17 protein-coding genes are annotated in these 19,709 nt (G+C 40.7%); 11 read left to right on the top strand and 6 right to left on the bottom strand.

The window, feature by feature from the left end; translation table 11 throughout:
• Positions 1 to 59 precede the first annotated feature (59 nt).
• The gene (locus DRW42_RS24155) at positions 60 to 689 is read right to left on the bottom strand and encodes a DNA-3-methyladenine glycosylase family protein (RefSeq protein ID WP_113951439.1); all 630 of its coding nucleotides are present in this window, start codon (positions 687 to 689) and stop codon (positions 60 to 62) included.
• Between the two features lie 693 nt (positions 690 to 1,382).
• Here DRW42_RS24155 and DRW42_RS24150 point away from each other — a divergent pair.
• From DRW42_RS24150 to DRW42_RS24110, 9 genes are all read left to right on the top strand, one after another.
• Positions 1,383 to 2,201 carry an SDR family oxidoreductase gene (locus tag DRW42_RS24150; protein ID WP_113951438.1) on the top strand — a complete coding sequence of 273 codons (819 nt, stop codon included), beginning with the start codon at positions 1,383 to 1,385 and terminating at the stop codon, positions 2,199 to 2,201.
• 4 nt (positions 2,202 to 2,205) lie between these two features.
• Entirely contained in the window at positions 2,206 to 2,511 is a 306-nt protein-coding gene (locus tag DRW42_RS24145; protein WP_113951437.1) for an antibiotic biosynthesis monooxygenase family protein, read from the top strand.
• Positions 2,512 to 2,520: 9 nt separating this feature from the next.
• Complete coding sequence (locus DRW42_RS24140) at positions 2,521 to 3,444, top strand: helix-turn-helix domain-containing protein (protein WP_113951436.1); 924 nt, start codon at positions 2,521 to 2,523, stop codon at positions 3,442 to 3,444.
• Positions 3,445 to 3,768: a nucleoside triphosphate pyrophosphohydrolase family protein gene (locus tag DRW42_RS24135; RefSeq protein WP_113951435.1), complete on the top strand. Its 324-nt coding sequence runs from the start codon at positions 3,445 to 3,447 to the stop codon at positions 3,766 to 3,768. It abuts the gene before it with no gap.
• 55 nt (positions 3,769 to 3,823) lie between these two features.
• Positions 3,824 to 4,501 carry a response regulator transcription factor gene (locus DRW42_RS24130; protein WP_113951434.1) on the top strand — a complete coding sequence of 226 codons (678 nt, stop codon included), beginning with the start codon at positions 3,824 to 3,826 and terminating at the stop codon, positions 4,499 to 4,501.
• On the top strand, positions 4,502 to 5,854 hold the full coding sequence (locus DRW42_RS24125; RefSeq protein ID WP_113951433.1) for a HAMP domain-containing sensor histidine kinase: 1,353 nt from the start codon (positions 4,502 to 4,504) through the stop codon (positions 5,852 to 5,854). It begins immediately after the preceding gene.
• Positions 5,855 to 6,572: 718 nt separating this feature from the next.
• On the top strand, positions 6,573 to 7,838 hold the full coding sequence (locus DRW42_RS24120; RefSeq protein ID WP_113951432.1) for a TolC family protein: 1,266 nt from the start codon (positions 6,573 to 6,575) through the stop codon (positions 7,836 to 7,838).
• 5 nt (positions 7,839 to 7,843) lie between these two features.
• A complete protein-coding gene (locus DRW42_RS24115) occupies positions 7,844 to 8,932 on the top strand; it encodes an efflux RND transporter periplasmic adaptor subunit (RefSeq protein WP_113951431.1) in 1,089 nt (362 codons plus the stop codon).
• Between the two features lie 27 nt (positions 8,933 to 8,959).
• A complete protein-coding gene (locus DRW42_RS24110; RefSeq protein WP_113951430.1) occupies positions 8,960 to 12,076 on the top strand; it encodes an efflux RND transporter permease subunit in 3,117 nt (1,038 codons plus the stop codon).
• Positions 12,077 to 12,330: 254 nt separating this feature from the next.
• On the opposite strand, the gene DRW42_RS24105 is transcribed toward DRW42_RS24110, so the two are convergent.
• The 5 genes from DRW42_RS24105 to DRW42_RS24085 all read right to left on the bottom strand — a co-directional run bounded on the left by DRW42_RS24105 (position 12,331) and on the right by DRW42_RS24085 (position 17,503).
• Entirely contained in the window at positions 12,331 to 13,314 is a 984-nt protein-coding gene (locus tag DRW42_RS24105) for a hypothetical protein (protein WP_113951429.1), read from the bottom strand.
• Positions 13,315 to 13,659 carry a DUF3817 domain-containing protein gene (locus DRW42_RS24100; protein WP_113951428.1) on the bottom strand — a complete coding sequence of 115 codons (345 nt, stop codon included), beginning with the start codon at positions 13,657 to 13,659 and terminating at the stop codon, positions 13,315 to 13,317.
• Between the two features lie 15 nt (positions 13,660 to 13,674).
• The gene (locus DRW42_RS24095) at positions 13,675 to 14,139 is read right to left on the bottom strand and encodes a hypothetical protein (RefSeq protein WP_113951427.1); all 465 of its coding nucleotides are present in this window, start codon (positions 14,137 to 14,139) and stop codon (positions 13,675 to 13,677) included.
• A 50-nt stretch (positions 14,140 to 14,189) separates the two neighbouring features.
• Positions 14,190 to 14,774: a TetR/AcrR family transcriptional regulator gene (locus tag DRW42_RS24090; protein WP_113951426.1), complete on the bottom strand. Its 585-nt coding sequence runs from the start codon at positions 14,772 to 14,774 to the stop codon at positions 14,190 to 14,192.
• A gap of 329 nt (positions 14,775 to 15,103) precedes the next feature.
• Positions 15,104 to 17,503, bottom strand: a complete 2,400-nt coding sequence (locus DRW42_RS24085; RefSeq protein WP_113951425.1) for a TonB-dependent receptor — start codon at positions 17,501 to 17,503, stop codon at positions 15,104 to 15,106.
• A gap of 295 nt (positions 17,504 to 17,798) precedes the next feature.
• Here DRW42_RS24085 and DRW42_RS24080 point away from each other — a divergent pair, with 295 nt between their 5' ends.
• A complete protein-coding gene (locus tag DRW42_RS24080; protein ID WP_113951424.1) occupies positions 17,799 to 18,659 on the top strand; it encodes an SDR family NAD(P)-dependent oxidoreductase in 861 nt (286 codons plus the stop codon).
• A gap of 67 nt (positions 18,660 to 18,726) precedes the next feature.
• On the top strand, positions 18,727 to 19,650 hold the full coding sequence (locus DRW42_RS24075) for a helix-turn-helix domain-containing protein (protein ID WP_113951423.1): 924 nt from the start codon (positions 18,727 to 18,729) through the stop codon (positions 19,648 to 19,650).
• Positions 19,651 to 19,709 lie beyond the last annotated feature (59 nt).

Raw genomic sequence — 19,709 nt, 5'->3', positions numbered from 1 at the left:
CATACCAGACTTATAAATAGCTTAAGTTAATAGCATTGGTGCAGACACAGACCATGACGTTACTTTTTCTTTCTTTCCTCCAGATAGGCATGCCACAGTAACATCGTGGCGATGGTACGATAAGGTTTAAACTGATCTGCCACCGCCAATACTTCTTCTTTACTTATACCGGCTTTAAGACCTTTTATGTTCTTTAATGCATTTACCGCAGCCAGATCGCCTATCGAAAAAACATCCGTATGGTGCAGCATAAAAATCAGGTAAATATCTACTGTCCAATCGCCTATACCTTTAATCGTTTTGAGTTTATTTCTAATGGAAAGATCATGCATTGTTTCCATTTCGCGAAGAGACAAGGTTCCACTGATCAGGCTTTCAGCCAAATGCCTAACATAAACCGTTTTTTGCCGACTGAAATAACAATCCCTTAATTCCTGGTCAGTAAGCAATAACAACCGGGCTGGTGTTACCTCCCCTATTTTTTCTTTCAGTTTATTCAGCGTAGCCAATGCCGAAGCCAAAGAAACCTGTTGTTCTAAAATAATATGCACCAGTGATTCAAAGGTATTTGGCCTCGACCAAAACGGCGGATAACCATACCGATTTAAAATCGACTGCAAATCCGAATCCTTACTACCCGCTAAATCGCAAAGCTGATGAAAATTGGTCTGATCAAATGTTTCGAACATGGAAATGTTTTTGGTCAAATATAATAAGGATGGTTAATAAATGGCACCAATTTCGGTGGTGTCATTTGCTCTCTTTGCTATTATTCCATCTCCTCATTCTGCGTCCCACATATCGAAACAAAAAGTAGTTTCAAATGGTAGTTAGCGAATAATCTTTTTGGTTATCGACCTGTTTTGGGTTCTGTTTTTCATCGCTTGCAGATTCTTCGTTGCACTCAGAATGACAATCACATCCTCGGTCTGTGTTCCCACAGATCGAAACAAAAGACTAACTTAATTGGTCTGAGAGCATGCAGACTAAGAATTAAGTACCATTAAAACAATTGCCAACCGCCTGCATTTCTACCCAGCTAGGCCAAGGCACTACCTCTCCGTTCTCTTTAAATCCGGCCTAACAAATTTTTCGGACTCCACGTACTAAGCCAACTTACTGGCTTCCAAAGAAAAATTTTCAGCCGGCGTTTTTTGGTTCTTTTTGACGTCAAAAAGAAGGAGCCCTTCGGCGGCGGCGAGCCGAGGCAAGGCTCTGCAGCAGGGAAAAAAAACAATTAGAATAAAAATAGTTTAAATGGTCTGTGGAGACACAGACCATGAACGACAACACGTCATTTCAGCTACAACATAACTCATTTTGGATCATCCGGCTTTTTAAGCATTGTCCACTTTTGTAGTGTAATATTTAAACCATTAAAAATGAAAACAATCTTTATCACAGGTGCTTCAACAGGTTTAGGCAAAGCCACCGCAAAACTATTTCAATCAAAAGGCTGGAAAGTGATCGCCACCATGCGCAATCCAGAAAAAGAAACCGAGTTGCAACATCTCGAAAACGTGATCCTCTTACCGCTGGATGTAACCAATAGCGAACAAATCGAAACAACCATTACAAAAGCAATCTCAACGGGCAATATCGACCTCGTATTCAATAATGCGGGTTATGGTTTGGTTGGTGCGTTAGAATCTTATACCGAAGCACAGATCATGCAACAAATTGACACCAATCTTATTGGGGTATTACGGGTGATCAAAACTTTTATCCCCTATTTTAAAACACGTAAAAGTGGTTTATTTATCACCACCACATCTGTATGCGGTTTTTCTTCCAATCCTCTATCTCCGGTGTACAATGCCACCAAATGGGCTTTAGAAGGATTTAGTGAAAGTATTTCTTACGATCTTGCCCAATTTAACATCGGGATTAAAACTGTAGCGCCGGGTGGCATTAAAAGTGATTTTGTTAAAGGCATGCAGGCGACCATTGATCAGGATTACGAAACTTTGAACCAAAGATTGGGCGAACTTTTCGCCGATGGCACACTCATTACCTTTACCGAAGCGGAGGAAATTGCAGCAATAGTGTACGAAGCCGCAACCGATGGCAAAGACCAGCTGCGTTATTTAGCCGGAGAAGATGCTAAAAAAATTGCACAGCAGCGTCTGGATCAAGGCAGCGAAAACTTCAGGATCAACCTGCGTCAGAAATTAAATCTTAATACACCCGAATTAATTTAAAACCATGAAAAAATCAGAAGCCGTAGAAATCACTACCTTTAAATTAAAAGGCTACAGCTGCGAACAGTTTATAGCTGCCAATAATGAAATTGATGAATTTTTGAAACGTCAGCCAGGGTTTATCTCCAGGCGGATTTTCCAAAAAACAGACCGTACTATTGTCGACATGTTGATCTGGGATAGCGTGAAAAACGGAACCAAGTCCATGCACCGGTTAATGGACGAACTAAGTGAATCTGGTGTACACGATATGATTGACCAAAGCACCGTAGAATGGAATATCAACCAGGTTGAACACCAATTAGTATAAATTTGTAATATGAAAAAGGAAGAGCGCCTGCCCAAAAAATTCGATTCGATCTCCGAACTGCACCGTGCATTGGGTTTGCCAAAGCCACTGCATCCATTGCTGAGCCTGGTTAACTATGCCGATATTACTACACCTGAGTCTGAATTGCCAAACCTGCTTTTGCTTGGCTTTTACAAGATTTCTTATAAAATAAATTTGCAGGGCAAAATAAAATACGGACAACACCATTACGATTTTGAAGAAGGCGGCATCTCCTTTGTATCGCCCAACCAGATCATTTCGGCAGCAGAAGATGAAAAAGATTATTCGGGTTATACTTTATTGATTCATCCTGATTTTTTAAGGAGCTACCCATTGGCTAAAAGTATCAATAATTATGGTTTCTTTTCTTATGCTGCCAATGAGGCTTTGTACCTGTCCGAAAAAGAAAAAATCACCATTTCCGAGGTTTTCGAACACATTCTGCAGGAACTGAACAGCAGGATCGACGATTTCAGTCAGGATGTAATTATTGCTCATATCGAAGTACTGCTTAATTATAGCAACCGTTTTTACAAACGTCAGTTTATTACTAGGAAAGCAGCAAACCACGATATCCTTACCCAACTGGAGGCCATTCTGAACCAATATTTCAACGATGAAAAAGCATTGACTAAAGGATTGCCTACGGTTTCGTACCTGGCGGAAGAATTAAATCTTTCGCCACGATACCTCAGCGACATGCTCCGTAGCCTTACCGGACAGAATACGCAACAGCATATCCATGATAAAGTGATCGAAAAAGCCAAGGAATTTCTGGCTTCCGACAAATTAAGCGTTGCCGAAGTAGCCTATCATTTGGGTTTCGAACATCCTCAGTCGTTCAATAAAATTTTCAAAAAGAAAACCAATCAAACGCCGGTAGCTTTTAAACAATCATTTTATAAAAATTAGATGGAAAATTTAGATTTAGCAGCAATAAAAGAAAGATCATTAGCCCTCCGCGAGCTTTACCACGAACTCGAACGGCAGCATCATGGCAGCGAATGGACAGTTGAAGAAGATGCGCTGGCTTTCCTTACCGATGCAGGTTTGGTGGGCAGGTTAACCATGTCGCAACAGGGGCGCTGGCCCAAAGGCGAACAAACCATTCCCGAACTCGAACACAAACTGGGCGAATGTATCTGGTGGCTCACCGTGCTGGCCAATCGTATGAATCTGGATATCAACGATGCTACCGCAAAATTCCTTACCAAAACCGAAAATCTGCTCAAATAACACAAAGACCATCCATTTTAATCCCGTTTTAAGATGAGATGGTTACTTTTGTTACATGCTAAAGATTGGAATAGCGGAAGACGACCCTAAAATTGCGGCACTTTTAAAATCTGCACTCGAAGAAAACGATTATCAGGTACTCACCGTAGCCAATGGGATTGATGCGCTGGAACTTTTTTTGAAAGAAAGTTTTAGCCTCCTGATTATCGACGTGATGATGTCCGGCCTCAACGGCATCCAGCTTTGTAAACACCTCAGGAAAAACAACTTGCAAACACCAATCTTCATACTCACTGCTATGGGTACCATTGATGATAAAGTTACGGGCCTGGAAGCCGGTGCGGATGATTATCTCGTAAAACCCTTCCACCTGAAAGAACTTTTGGCCAGGGTGGCAGCACTTTTGAGGAGGCAACCTGCTGCCGTAACTAAAACAGACCCTAAATTATATTTCGAAGACCTGGTACTCGATACCTATAGCAAAGAAGTAAGTCGTGCAGGGAAAACCATTGAGTTAAGTGCCAAAGAATTTGTGCTGCTCGAACTTTTTATGCGCAATCCCAACCGCTTACTCTCCAGGCAGTATATTGCCGAGCAAGCCTGGGACATCAATTTCGAAACCGGAACGAATGTAATTGATGTGTATATCAATTTTCTGCGAAAAAAAATCGAAAAGGATTTTGAACGAAAACTCATCCACACCAAAATTAACATGGGATATATTCTCAAATAAATGAAAATAAAAGACCGGATAGCCTTATATTTTACCCTGATCAGCACGTCAATGCTGTTCGCGGTGCTCTGTACGGTGTATTTCACCTTTATGAAATTTCTGGAAGCTGATTTCTTTGAGCGCCTCACCGACCGTACCATGGTTACGGCAAAACTGTACCTCGAAGCCGACGAAATCAGCCGGGATGCCTTAAACACCGTACGCCATAAATACCTGCAAAAGTTAAACAGCGAAGTGATCCGCGTTTACGATAAAAAAAACAGGGCCACCTTTATTGGCGATACCGCACAGTACTGGGCACCCGCCACCATCGATGAAGTACGCCGGAAAGGACGTTTAAAATACACCGACGGGCAGCGGCAGGTGGTGGGTATTTATTATAAAGACAATCAGGGCGATTTTGTTATCCTCGCTTCGGCCGACGATCAGGGTTCACATAACAGGCTCGATAAACTATTGAAGATCATGATTTTTATCTTCATCCTCATTTCAATGGTTGTATTGCTATTAAGTCGCTTGATAGCTCAAAAAATGCTCAAACCCCTGCAAAAATTCATGCTCGAAGTAAAACAGGCCGGTTCGCAAAACATGGAATTCAGGGTAGAAGAAAACAACAATAAAGACGAGATCAATCTCATTGCCCAAAGTTTTAACCATTTAATGGAAGAACTGGAACAGGCTTTTATCTTGCAGAAAACTTTTGTTGCCAATGCTTCGCATGAATTAAGGACGCCTGTTACCCGCATCATGATGAATGCAGAACTGGCTTTATCAAAAGAAAGGGATCTGGCGGCTTATCAAAAAGCGATCAGCTCCATGCTTGAGGACTCCGAAAAAATGGAACACATCATTAGCGGTTTAGTTGCCCTTGCAAAAATGGACCTCGAACTGATCAATTCGCAGCTTGTTCCGATCCGGCTGGATGATTTACTTTCAAAAATCCAGGCCGAATGGAAATCGCAGAAAAACCTTGATCTTCGAATTATTGATCAGAATTCCTTTGAACCAAATCCTGAAATTTTGGCCAATGCCGTTTTATTACAGATTGCCCTGGATAATATCATTTCAAACGCTTTTAAGTTTTCGGATAATCAGGAAGTTAATATTCTTGTAGAAGCTGTTGAAAATAATTTCCTCATCCACATCACCGATCAGGGAACTGGTATTTCCACCGAAAATCAGGCTGATATTTTTAAACCTTTTTACACCCGCGCAAAAGACCATGGGTATAACGGAGAAGGCATGGGACTTTATATGGCCCAGAAAATTATCGATCTGCTTAAAGGTGAAATAACCGTAAAGAGTCTTAATAAAGGTGGCTGCACTTTTACCGTGAGGTTGGGGAAACTATAATTACCACTCCATGAGCTCGTCATCTCGACTAAAGCGCAGCGAAACGGAGAGATCTATCTCGAGACAGATTTCTCGACACGCTAACGCTCGTTTCGAACGAGCGTTTAATAGTCTATCANCGAGACAGATTTCTCGACACGCTAACGCTCGTTTCGAACGAGCGTTTAATAGTCTATCATTTACAACGATAAAATCGTGTAACTATTTATGCACTCGTTTGGAAACGAGCGCAAGCATGATACACGCTAACGCTCGTTTCGAACGAGCGTTTAATAGCCTATCGTTTACAACGATAAAATCGTGTAACTATTTATGCACTCGTTTGGAAACGAGCGCAAGCGTGGTATTTATTTTCTCTACCATTTAAGACATTTAAGGACTTATAAGCTTACATGGTTCTTATATTCCTTATATGGTCAAAAAGAATAAAAAGCTGTAAAAAAAAGCACTTAACAGCTTAGATGTTCTCAGGTGACTAAGGTGGTAAATGAAACAGCGTAGTCTTTATTTTTATCACCACCTGAGACACCTAAGCTCACCTGAGTTTTTACTAAGTGTAAAATATTAAATCTAATACTCCAAGCGTTATTCCATTTCTTTAGCAAAAGCTATGTTGGTTAATCCCAATGAGCTGTTACTTATATGGCAATCCCCAACTTTAATCCCCTTTTAAGTCCGATTTAATCCCCTTTTAATTCGGCAGGAATAGCTTTGCCGGATGACAAGAATATCTACGTTGCTTCTTCTCTTTTTAGTCCTTATAACCAGAGCAACTTTCGCACAAACCGATACACTAAGCTTAAACCTGAACCAGGCCGAAAACCTCTTTTTAAAAAATAATTTCGATCTCCTGGCCAGCAATTATGACATCGACAAAGCTAAAGCCGAAATTACTACCGCCAAACTATTCGAAAACCCTACTCTCGAATATGAAAACCTTTTCTACAACCACGAAACAAAGAAATTTCTGCAAACCTCTTATGCTTACGGACAATATGCCGGATCCATTTCGCAATTGTTTAAACTGGCCGGTAAGCGTAATAAAAACATCAAACTGGCCCAAACAGGGGTTAAACTGGCCGAATACGAGTATTTCGACCTGTTAAGAACGCTTAAATTCGAACTCGTTAATACATTTTATAAAACCTATTTTGCTGCGCAATCGGTTAAAGTTTATCAGGAACAGATCAGCTCTACCGATCAGTTGCTAAAAGCTTACGATATACAGTTAAAAATGGGCAATGTTGCCGCAAAAGATGTAATCAGGATTAAATCACTTTTGATCAACCACAAAGCCGAACAGGTTGGTTTATTAAACGATCTGGAAGACAATTACAAAGATCTAAAATTGCTATGTGGCCTAAATGCAGATGCTTCCATTTCATTGGTTTTGGATCATGCAGATCACTTGTCGCCCGATAAAGTACCTTACAACGCGTTGCTCGATTCGGCAAGGGCCAACCGCGCCGACCTTAAACTGGCCAAAACCGACCTGCTTTATAACGAACGTAATTTAAAACTGCAAAAGGCAATGGCTATCCCTGATGTAGAAATTGGCCTGAGTTACGATCTCAAAGGCAATTATCCCGAAAAATATACGGGTTTGGGCATCAAAATTCCCATTCCACTTTTCTCCAGGAACCAGGGTGAAATTAAAAAAGCACAGGTTGGCATAATCGCATCCGATTTGCACCTAAAAAAACAGGAAGCCCTGCTCGAAAATGAAGTATTTAACAGCTACAAAACCGCTTTACGCAACGAAAAACTGTATGCAGAGATCGATCCCACCTTTAGTACCGATTTCAATACGCTCATTTCCGGTCTGATTAAAAATTTCAAGGCAAGGAACATCAGCCTGATCGAATTTTTAGACCTCTACGATGCTTATAAAGAAAATACACTGCAACTGAACAAAGTCCAATTCGAAAGAATGAGCAGCCGTGCTGAGCTCAATTATGTAACCGGTTCTAACATTTTTAAATAAATCTCATGCAAGATCTCTATAAAAACACTGTACTCATTGCTACTGTCAGTTTAATCTTTGGCTGTAGCGAACATAAAACGGCAGCCCCCACCGAAAAATTCGCCATCACCGATTCATTGATCAACCGTTTATTAATCGATACCGTACAACAGGCTAACAGCAAAACCGAACTCATGTTTTCGGCAAAAATAGCTGCAAATGAAGAGCGCCGATCGGAACTTTTCCCCATGGTTAGCGGAACGGTAAACCGCGTTGGCGTAAGGTTGGGTGATCAGGTTTCGGTCGGACAAACGCTGGCTACCCTCACCAGTTCCGAAATGGCTGGTTTTGATAAGGAGGTTATTGCCGCCAATGCCGAACTTAAAAATGCAGAACGATCGCTAAAACAGGCCGAACAACTTTTCCAGAGTGGTTTATCATCGGCAAAAGAACTCGAAGAAGCCAAAAACGATTACCAGATCAAAGAAGCAGAGGTAAAAAGAGCAAGTTCCGTATTAAAACTTAATGGCGGCAGTAGCAGCGGATTATATGCCATTAAATCGCCAATTAATGGTTTTGTGATCGAAAAAAACGTTACCCAGAACATGCAATTGCGTGGCGATAATGATAAAAGCCTTTTTACCATTGCCGATCTCTCCAACGTTTGGGCCATGATCAACATTTATGAATCTGATATTTCGCGGGTTAAAGCCGGGGATGAAGTCAGCTTATCTACCCTATCATACCCTGATAAAGTTTTTAAAGGCAAAATAGAAAAATTATACAACCAGGTTGATCAGGACAGCAAAGTAATGAACGCTAGGGTGGTGATCCCAAATCCAGGCTTTTTGCTAAAACCGGGTATGCTCGGAACAGTAAAGGTTTCGGCAAATTCAGCTATCGATCTACCTGTTTTAAATTCGAGGGCCGTTATTTTCGATGAAAACAAAAATTATGTGCTTGTTCTGGGCCAGGATCATAAAGTAAGTATTCGGGAGATCAAAATTGGTCGCAAAACAGCCGACAAAACCTACATCAGCAAAGGTGTACAAGCCGGCGACCGCATTATTGCTTCCAAACAGGTTTTCTTGTTCGAAAGCCTGAAAACACAATAATTTCTTTTCATCCCCTAGATTTTAAAAATGAATAAATTCATAAAAAGCATTATCGGCTTTGCACTGAAGAATAAATATTTCATCTTTTTTGCCACCTTTATTTTAATCCTGGCCGGTTATCTAAGTTTCAAACACACCACTATAGATGCCTTTCCCGATGTAACCAATACCAATATCACCATCATTACCCAATGGCCCGGCCGCAGTGCCGAGGAGGTAGAAAAGTTTGTGAGCAGGCCATTGGAAATTGCCATGAACCCCACCGAAAAACGCACCAGTATCCGTTCTTCTTCCCTGTTTGGTTTATCTATTGTAAAGGTAAGTTTCGAGGATGATGTAGATTATGCCGAGGCACGTGTACAGGTAAACAACCACCTCGACGAAGCCGATCTGCCCGAAGGGATCCAGCCTGAGGTACAGCCACCTTACGGACCAACCGGAGAGATTTTCCGTTATACATTAACCAGTGATAAAAAATCGGTCCGCGAGTTAAAAACCCTGCAGGATTGGGTGATCCAACGCGAACTTTTATCCGTTTCGGACATTGCCGATGTAGTGAGTTTTGGTGGTGAGGTGAAAACCTATCAGATTACTGTCGATCCGCAAAAAGCTATCCAATATGGCGTAAGCGCGACCGAACTTTTTGAGGCGGTATCCAAAAGCAATATTAATGTGGGTGGCGATGTCATCGTACAAAGTGGTCAGGCTTATGTGGTACGCGGTATCGGCGTGCTCAATAATATCGACGAAATCAGGAATGTGGTGGTCGATAACATCAATGGCACACCCGTTTATGTTAAAACAATTGCCGATGTTGCCGAATCGGCCCTGCCACGATTGGGTCAGGTTGGCCGCGACAGGGATCCTGATGTGGTTGAAGGCATTATTGTAATGAGAAAAGGTGGTAACCCCAGTGAAGTAATTGCTAGATTGAAAGAAAAAATCAACACCATAAATAGCACCATTTTACCCGATGATGTAAAAATAAAACCCTTCTACGACCGCGAAGACCTTGTTAATTATTCCGTACATACCGTAATGGGCAATATGCTCGAAGGTATTTTGTTTGTAACCCTGATTGTGTTCCTGTTTATGGCCGATTGGCGCACCACCTTAATCGTTTCAATCATTATTCCACTCGCATTACTTTTTGCCTTTATCTGCCTTAAACTAAAAGGCATGCCCGCCAATCTGTTATCTATGGGCGCAATCGATTTCGGGATCATTATAGATGGTGCGGTGGTAATGGTAGAGGGTATTTTTGTGGTTTTAGATATGAAAGCCAAAAAACTGGGTATGGAAAAGTTCAATAAAATGAGCAAGCTCGGTTTTATCAAAAAAGCATGTCTCGAAAATGGAAAGGGCATTTTATTTGCCAAACTGATCATCATTACCGGTTTACTACCCATTTTCACCTTTGAAAAAGTGGAAGGTAAAATGTTCTCTCCCCTCGCATGGACCTTAAGTTTTGCGCTATTAGGTGCTTTGATCTTAACCTTTACCCTGGTACCAGCCATGGCCAGCGTACTTTTGAAGAAGGATGTAAAAGAGAAACACAATATCTTTTTAGAATGGATTACCAAAGCAACCCTTAAATTTTACGATGTATGTTTCAAAAAAAAGAAACTCGTTTTTGGTATTTCCATCATTGTGCTCCTGTTAGGTGCTTTTAGCTTTAAATTTTTGGGAACCGAGTTTTTGCCCAGTTTAGATGAAGGCTCCATTTACGTACGCGCTACCGGACCTTTGAGTATTTCGCTGGATGAAACCAAAAAGCTTTCGAACGAAATGAGGAAGATCTTTTTAAGTTTCGAAGAAGTAAAACAGGTAATGTCGCAAACTGGCAGGCCAAACGACGGAACCGATGCTACCGGCTTTTATAATATGGAATTCCACGTGGATATCTATCCGCGAAAAGAGTGGAAGCGCAAGCAGACCAAGGAACAACTGATTGAGCGCATGCAGGAAAAACTGAAGAGTTTTCCAGGCATTAGTCTGAATTTTTCGCAGCCCATTTCTGATAACGTGGAAGAAGCCGTTTCGGGTGTTAAAGGTTCTATTGTGGTAAAGCTTTTTGGCGAAAACTTCGAATACATCGAACAGGAAGAAGAAAAAATAGAAAGTATTTTAAAAACGGTTGATGGTATTGAAGATCTGGGGATTTTAAGAAATCTTGGTCAGCCTGAACTGCAGATCAACCTCGATCAGAAAAAAATGGCACTTTATGGCGTAAGTACAGCCGATGCCAATGCGGTAATCGAGATGGCCATTGGCGGAAAAGCCGCTACCCAGATTTATGAAGGCGAGCGTAAATTCGACCTGATTATCCGTTACCCGGAAGATTTCAGGAACGATGAAAGTTCGATCAGTAAATTACGTGTACCTACCTTATCCGGATCGAATGTACAGTTGGGCGAAATTTCCAGCATCCGTAAAATTACCGGTCCGAGTATGATTTACCGCGATAAACACAAGCGTTATGGTGCGATAAAATTCTCCATCCGCGGCCGGGATATGGGCAGTGTAATAGCAGAAGCGCAGGAAAAAGTAAATGCAAAAATTAAATTGCCACAGGGCTATCAGCTCGAGTGGGCAGGCGATTTCGAAAATCAGCAACGGGCCATTGCACGTTTATCGCAGGCGGTTCCTGTAAGTTTATTACTGATTTTCTTTATCCTATTTGTACTTTTCGGTAATTTCAGAGATGCTTTATTGGTGTTAAACAACGTCCCTTTTGCCATGATAGGGGGTATAATGGCCTTATTAGCGGCTGGTGTAAACTTTAATATTTCGGCAGGGATAGGCTTTATTGCCTTATTCGGTATCTGTGTACAAAACGGTGTGATCCTCATTACCCGTTTCAAAACCAACATTGCCGACCTCAAACACCATCCCACCTGGACCTTTACCGATGCCATGCGTGATGGAATTGCCAGCAGGTTCAGGCCGGTATTGATGACGGCTTTAATGGCAGCCATCGGTTTAATGCCCGCAGCACTTTCTACCGGGATCGGCTCAGAGGCCTCAAAACCATTGGCCATTGTGGTTATCGGCGGATTGATCACGAATACGCTATTTAACCTTTTTGTTTACCCGATCGTATTTTATTGGTCGTATAGGAAAAAAGTGATGGGAAATGGATGATGGAAAATGTAAGATGGAAGATGTAAAATGGATGATGGATTATCCATTCGATCTGTCATTCCGCCTTGCTCCAGTCGAGACGACTTGAGATGGGGTGCGAAAAGTCGTCATTGCGAGAAGGCTTTTTCAGCCGACAAAGCAATCTTACAACGATCGCTACCCCGCGTACGAATTAAGATTGCTTCGTGCCTCGCAATGACGGACTTTTTTAAGGACCAAACTGTATTCTTACCATTGCTATTAAAAAACGCGAGCTACTTCAGCTCACTAATATACTTCTTCATCAACTCCACCCCTTCTTTATCAATAACAGTTGTACCCAATTTTGGCATGTGGAATTCGCCCATCTGGTTTGTTCTGATGATGATATTGCTTTTATTAAATTTAATTCCCGTATGTTCTAAATCTGTTCCAAAATCGAGGTTTAAAGTGGTATTACCCGCAAATCCACCAGCCTGATGACAATGTGCACAGTTGATATCCATATAAGCCCTCGCCCGTTGCACTAATGGCAAAGTATCATCGTGATAATCTGGTAATCCTGTAATAGAATTGATCCTGCTTTGTTTGATTACACCTTTTTTCATCAGGTAAATTAACTGATTGATGTTTTTACCACCTCTTTCAACCGTAATATTCAGATTCCTTGCTTTTGGCCCGATTGGGATAATCTCATTATTTTGCCTGTGGCAGCTTCCGCATTCCTGTTTGGCGGGAATATGATAGGAAATTTTTCTCCACTCCCCATCCAAACCGGTAAAGTTAATCGGAATGTTTGCTCCGTCATTAATCAGATCCGCATCAGTTTGTGTAGCATTCCAACGGAAAGTAGCCACATTCCATTTTGATTGATGCAAGATCAACAGACGTGTTTCGATCAACTGCCTACCCTTACCTTCAACTTTCGAATAATAAAAGGTTTTGGCAATGATAGTTCCTTCCGGAAAAATGGGCAGTCCGTCGTCATTTAATACCATTTGCTTTCCTTTGGGCAATTTAATCAGGCGTTGTTTTTCTGCATAATCAGTAAAAAGTGTAGAAGAAAGCTGAAAGAGTTCTACCCCATCGGCCGGTTTGAGCGCTAACATCTCCCCTTTAAAAAGCTGATAAGAAGAAAGTTTAGCCTTAAAACTGATTCCGTTATCAATATTTCCCCTTCCCGAATTGTGGCAGCTCCATACATACACAATGGGGCACACCAGTACTGCTGCAATGATGATATACTTTTTATATTTCATTTAACCAGCCTGATTCAGATTATCGTCTCCTTCGTGCAGCACGGATTGCGGCACCAGTATATACTTGTCGATATAAAAAGTACCAAATGGAATAATGCAGGCCAGAAGTACTTTCCACGTTATTTTAGAAAATACCCAATTATAGGCAACACCTACACTGAATGTGATAAAAACGAAGAGGCAAAAAAGTAGTCCGTGGATAGGCCCCATCAGTTTTACCAGTTCGGGCCTTTGCATGATGTATTTTAGCGGAACGGCAACAAATACAAGTATCAATAAAGAGGTTCCTTCTAAGAAACCGATAATTCTCAATCTTCCGATCGGAGTTTTTAACAGATTTAACATAACAATTTGAGGATTTTAAAATGATCTTAAAAAAGGACGGTTTGCAAGGGGTGAAAATGGCCATGGAATAGCAAAGAGGATAATTAAAAGTGCCGTACTAAACCCAAACAGTATAGTCGAAAATTTCTGATCATCTGCTTGCATCCTTTTGGCCTTTGCCGAGCCAAGCGTAATCAATACAACCGAAATGGCCATGAGCCAGATATGGATATACTTAAAAAATATATGTTCGCTAACTAAATTTCCGGCATTGCTTTCTGCCATGGCATACTTCACCACCGGACTGATCATGTACAAACTTAAACCCAGCAAAAGCTGAACCTGTGAAATAGTAGCAGTAACATGCCTCATAAAATTAGCATGGGCATTAAATTTAAGGTGCTGTAAACGGCCCCTGACAGCTAAATAGATACTGTACAAAAGTGATAAAAGCACAAGCCAGCGGTTAATTGAATGTAGGCTTAAAAGAATCTGATGCATATAAACAGGAATTAAAACATACTAATTAGTATGTTATTACGTAAAAAAAATTAAAGATTTGTTAAATAGGTTTTAAGCCCTTTTAGATAGGTTTTATAACTCGATTTGCCTAGTGCTTTACCTATATTCCTTACGCCGCCATAACCTGAGATGACTACCATAGCAACTTCTTCGGGCACAAAAGTACTGGCAAACAAGTTATCCGCCTGGCCTTTATTTAGCGCAGCTACAATTGCCGTTTGCCACTGTTTAACTAATCTGGACAGTGCTTTTTTAAATGTGGCATTCATCGGCGACATTTCTTCGATCAGGTTAATGGCCGGGCAGCCATAATCGGGATTAAAGAAAACAAAATCGTTCAGCAGGTTTTCCATTACCTTATAGATAGCTTTCACAGGGTCCTTTCCTTCTTCCAGGGGTTTGATCATCACATTGTACATGCCGGGATACAAAACTTCGTTGATCAGGCTCAGGCCCATGTCGTCTTTCGTTTTGAAATGATAATAAAAAGCGCCTTTGGTTACCTGCGTGGTGGCAATAATTTCATCAATACTGGTTGCCTGGTATCCCTTCCGGTAGATCAGTTCAAAAGATTTCTGTAAAATCATCATCCGGGTATCGGCCGCTTTAGACATAACATACTAATTGGTATGTTGGCAAAGATAGAATCATTGAAGATTAAGAGTTTAATTGATATGTCATTTTTTAAATGATGGAAGATGTAAAATGGATGATGGAAGGAAAAACGGTCAATTCGAAAAGAAATTAAAAGGTTTAAATTTTGAAACGTTTTAGAAGTCTAGCAAGCGCTGAATATTACAACATTAAAACGTTACAATAAAAATAAATCAGTGTAATCATTTAATCTATGAATCATCCGCGAAGCGAAAAAAAAGTGTAATCAGCAAAAAGGCTGATACCTCTCCGATACCAGCCTTATTAAATATGATTTACGAATTATCCCTTAAAACTTGAAAGTGAAATTACCCGTAACCTTAGCAGGGCTTTGAGCAGCAAACCTGTACGACCAGTATTGTTCGTTGGTTAAGTTATCAACCTTTAAACCGATCCTGTATTTTGGTTGGTCATAAAATACAGCTGCATCAAGCACGGTATAAGATGGGATGCTGAATGTAAACGTATTGGTATTGGTTTGATTGTACTCGCTACCATAAATTCCACCTATACCAAAACCTAAACCTTGGGCGGCTCCATTAATTAAACGATAACTAACCCATAAATTGGCCATTTTTGGGGCACCTGCAGTAGATGGTCTTAAGCCATCAACATCGGCTTTGGCCTTGGTGTAACGGCTATCATTATAAGTATAACCTGCAACAATATTTAAACCTGGTACAGGGTTGGCAATAAGCTCTGCTTCAAATCCTTTGCTCAACTGCGTACCATCCTGTAAAGAAAAGTTTGGATGGGCCACATCATCATATAATGTATTGGTTACTTTAATATCGTAATAACTAAATGTAGCACTGATTTTATCCAGATCAAATTTTGCGCCGCCTTCAAATTGGTTGGCATAACTTGGTTTAAACGTATTTCCATTAAAATCTGAACCGCCATTGTTACTGAAGCCATTCATATAATTACCAAATACCGATACCTTATCTTTTACAATCTGATAAACCGCACCAAACCTCGGTGAAAAAGCAGTTTGATTGTACTTCCCTTTAGTGATATCCGTAGAAAAGTCATAGGTTCCACCATTAAAATAACGGTCTACCCTTACACCTGCCATAATCAATAACCTATCGGTAACGTTCAATACATCAGATGCGTATGCACTGTAGGTTGTTTCATCATTCGAAACCAGATTAGCGTATGTAGCAGTGCTGAACATTGGGGCAATCTTGGTTAAGTTAAAGTTGTTATATGCAGCACTTGTGCTTCTGAGACTTATAATGGGCATATTTACATTTGCATCATTACGTGTGGCACGCAGACTATAAAAATCGAATCCCAATACTACCCTGTTGCGCATTCCCAAAATTTTAAAATCACCATTGAAATTCTGCTGGATATCGGTCCCATAAAAAGGAGAATCCTGGTTGGTAACTACTTGCCTTAATGTTGTATCGCTTACCAGGTTTAAAGCTACCGTATATCCCTCTGAAGATGAACGGGTACGCGATACGATAGTTTGTGATTTCCATTGCTCGGAGATCTTATATTTAGCCTGGGCAAAAATATTGTACTGCTGACTGGTATAGGTAACCGTATTATTGGCGAAAGAAAGTTTATAAGGAATTCCTAATTCGGTAATACTCCTTGCTTTCAGGTTTACAAGTGTCGGTGCAATCGTTAAACGTGTTGGCGAAGTGGCTTTCGAGCCGCTCATCTCCACATCCAAAGCCAAAGTAAGCCGATCATTTACCACATAAGAAAAACTTGGCGCAATTAAATAGCTTTTGTAAAAACCTGCATCCTGAAAACTTCTTTCGCTATGTAAAGCAGTATTAACCCTTAATAGGGCTGTTTTTTCTTCATTCAAGGGCGTATTCACGTCGGCGGTTAAACGGTTCAGGTCGTAACTGGCACCCGAATAAGAAATTTCGCCTTTAAAAGTATCGAAAGGTTTTTTGGTTACCCGGTTAAACAAACCGCCAAAAGAAGATATGGTACTACCGAATAAAGTAGCTGCCGGACCTTTAATTACCTCAATACGTTCTAAATTGGCGGGATCGATGGTGTTATAGGTAAAACTTCCAACACCATTTCTTACCAGTTGAGGTGTGGCAAAACCCCTCGAAATATTGGTTGTCCGGCCCTGGTTACGCACTTCGGCAATCCCTGCTCCCGGTACGTTTTTAAAAGCGCTGTTGTAATCGGTTACCACCTGCTCTTTCATTAACTCTTTACTAACCACGCTGTACACCTGCGGATTTTCGATGTTTTTTAGAGGCATCTTAGAAACATCCTCACTCTCTTTTTTCGCAAACCTGTTTCCTCCGCTGCTAATGATGACTTCTTCCAGCTTTTGAGAAGTATAATCCAGTTTCAGTTCCAGGTTGGCTACAGGATTTTGAGGGCTAATTTCAACGCTCTGTGTAGTGCCGTTAAACCCTATCATCGCCATTTGCACGGTATATTTACCAAAAGGAAGGTTTCTAATTTCGAATTCTCCGTCGGCATTACTTACGGTCGCTTTTTTAATTTCTTTGAGTTTTATGGTTACCCCCTGGGCACTGCTACCATCTATAATGGTAATTTTACCGCTGATTGTACCTTTCTCGGGTTTACTGCCCTGAGCCATCGCCGACCCCAAAGTAAAAAGATATATGAAAAACAAAATTATAGCACCTGCTTTCGGTTTAGCAATACCATAACTTGAAAGTAAATTTATGATCATTTTAATTCTTATTTAGACTGTTTTAAAATTAGGATGCAAAGAACAGTATTTTGCACATCAAAAACAACAGCTAAAAAAAAGTTTTTTTAAGGATTAAAACTTATTAAGATATGTTTAAAGTACGTTTATAATTATTTTGGGCATGCCAGTTCCGGACGTTTTTTGGTATTTTATCTTTCCCCATTAATCATTATTTTGTAATTCCTCATTTTGGCTACAAAAGCCCTCAATTAGGCTACAAATTAAAAACCCAACTTGCTCACCTTTGATCCATCATTTATTCAGATAAAAAATTATGGAACATCAACAAGAAAATCAGGGTAAAAATACCCAAACAGTTAATAAGGTTTGGTTTATTACAGGTGCATCGCGTGGGTTTGGACGTGTGTGGGCAACAGCGGCTTTAGAACGTGGCGATAAGGTAGCAGCAACAGCACGAACACTTTCAAGCATTGCCGATCTACAGGAAAAGTATAAAGAAAATGTATTGACACTTGAGCTGGATGTAACCAATTACAGCCAGGTAGAAAAAACCGTTCAACAGGCGCACGAACATTTTGGACGCCTGGACATTGTATTAAACAACGCAGGTTATTCGCTTGTGGGCACCATTGAAGAAGCCACTATCGATCAGGTTAAGGCCATGTATGATACCAACATTTTTGGAACTGTGGCAGTAATCCAGGCTGCGCTGCCTATATTACGCAAGCAAGGTTACGGACATATTTTAGGCACTTCGAGCAACCTTGGTCATGTAGTTTTACCTGTTATTGGTTATTATGCTTCATCTAAATGGGCATTCGAAGCCATTCACGAAAGTTTGGCAGCCGAGGTAAAATCATTCGGTATTAAGGTAACCATTATCGAACCAGGGGCTTATGCTACTGAATTTGGAAGTCAGGCATCTTTAAAATTTGCAGATGGCTTAGATGTGTATACCGACTTTAAAAACCAGTTTTTTGAAGGTTTGCAAAATATGGAAAGAGGCAATCCGGAAGCCACACCAGATGCGATTTTCAAAGTTGTGGATACAGAAAACCCACCGCTACGGTTATCCCTCGGTAGCCATAACCTAACCTGGGTACGTACGGCTTATGCTGAGCGTATAGCAAGCTGGGAAGAATGGGAATCGGTATCGAACGCAGCGCAAGGTTAATCAAACAGAAAATCACCCATATAACCGATAAACAAAAGCTTATCGGTTATATTTGTATTACATCAATATGAAAAAGGAAGACCATATCCCGTATAAATTCAGTTCGTTAACGGAAGCACACCGGATGATGGGCCTGCCCCAACCGAAACATCCGCTGATTAGCCTGATCAACAATGAAGATCACCCGGTTGAAATGAACGGACAGCCCAACTCGCATATCTTAAATTTTTATAAGATTTCTTATAAACCCAAATTAAGTGGCAGGTTAAAATATGGACAGAGTTACTATGATTTCGATGAAGGTGGTTTATTATTCGCTGCTCCAAACCAGATTATCGGTCACGAGGAAGATCTAGAATCAAGCGTTTGCTCTTTATTCACCTTATTGATCCACCCTGATTTTTTATTGTCGTACCCCATCGCCAAAAAAATTAAAAGTTATGGTTTCTTTTCTTATTCTACCAACGAGGCATTGCACCTCTCTGAAAAGGAAAAAGCCACCATTATTACGATTTTTAAAAGCATTGAGGAAGAACTGAACAGCAGGATCGACGATTTTAGCCAGGATGTGATGATTACGCAGATCGAACTGCTTTTAAATTATAGCAACCGTTTTTATAAGCGCCAGTTCATCACGCGTAAGGTACTTAACAGCGATCTTTTGCAAAAACTGGAAGAATTGCTGGAAGCATATTTTAACGACAGAATGCCAATGCTGAAAGGTTTACCAACGGTGCAATATCTTTCTGATCATTTAAATGTTTCGCCTAGTTATTTAAGCGATCTGCTCCGTTCGCTCACCGGACAGAATGCGCAACAGCATATCCATCAAAAACTGATCGAGAAAGCAAAAGAAAAATTATCGGCCACCAGTTTAACCGTGAGCGAAGTGGCTTATGAACTGGGATTTGAACATTCGCAGTCTTTTAACAAACTCTTTAAGGCAAAAACCAAAATTTCGCCACTGGCGTTTAGAAAAATGTTTAATTAAAAAACAATTTCCAAGTAGCGTTTTGGTAATCTGCACCGTATAAGCTGTAAATTAAAGCT

This window comes from Pedobacter miscanthi, assembly GCF_003315595.1.
GTDB classification, from domain to species: Bacteria; Bacteroidota; Bacteroidia; order Sphingobacteriales; family Sphingobacteriaceae; genus Pedobacter; species Pedobacter miscanthi.
This window is presented reverse-complemented; position numbering and strand designations above follow the sequence as displayed.